The 557-nt window shown below is 67.1% G+C and carries 1 protein-coding gene; it reads right to left on the bottom strand.

Annotation, left to right across the window (positions count from 1 at the left end):
• On the bottom strand, positions 1-389 hold a 389-nt coding region (locus ACM9HJ_RS31005; protein ID WP_416575671.1), incomplete at its 3' end, for a phage tail protein.
• Positions 390-557 lie beyond the last annotated feature (168 nt).

Raw genomic sequence — 557 nt, 5'->3', positions numbered from 1 at the left:
GCCGGCGGCTGGTATTGCGGGTTGGAGGGCACGGCGGTCGAACCGGGCGTCGTCACACGCACCGAGGAGAGCTGCGATTCCATGCCATGGGTGTGGGGCGGGATCTGCGACGTGGTCAGGGCCACCACGGCCTGGCCCAGGGTCGCGGCCACGGCATAGGGACCGCCGGCGGCGGGGGTGGCCGTGTTCGAGTAGCCCATGACCGCCCGGCCATACAGGTTGGGCAGGGCGAAGGTGGTGTGGCCATCGCCGCCATACTGGATACCGATGACGGCGGCCAGTGCCTGGTACTGCTGGATGGGAAGGACCGCCCCATTGCAGAGCAGCCATCCGCGAGGGGCGAACGTGTAGGGGAAGGCCCTGATTTCACCATAGAACGCGTCAGCCATTCATACCTCCCTTGCCCCCGGATCCCGCATCGGACAGGTGCGCCTTCGGCGCGATGCCGCGGGGTGCCTGTCCGACACGGGCGCCGGTTGATTGCCATAGACCGGCTGTGCGGAACATCAGTTCCGGGACGGCCACCAGCCATCCCAATTGATGCAGTAGCGCATGAT

This window comes from Niveispirillum sp. KHB5.9 (assembly GCF_048066115.1).
GTDB lineage: Bacteria > Pseudomonadota > Alphaproteobacteria > Azospirillales > Azospirillaceae > Niveispirillum.
Note: the sequence above shows the minus strand (reverse complement) of the source record. Positions and strands in the feature narration are given on the sequence as shown.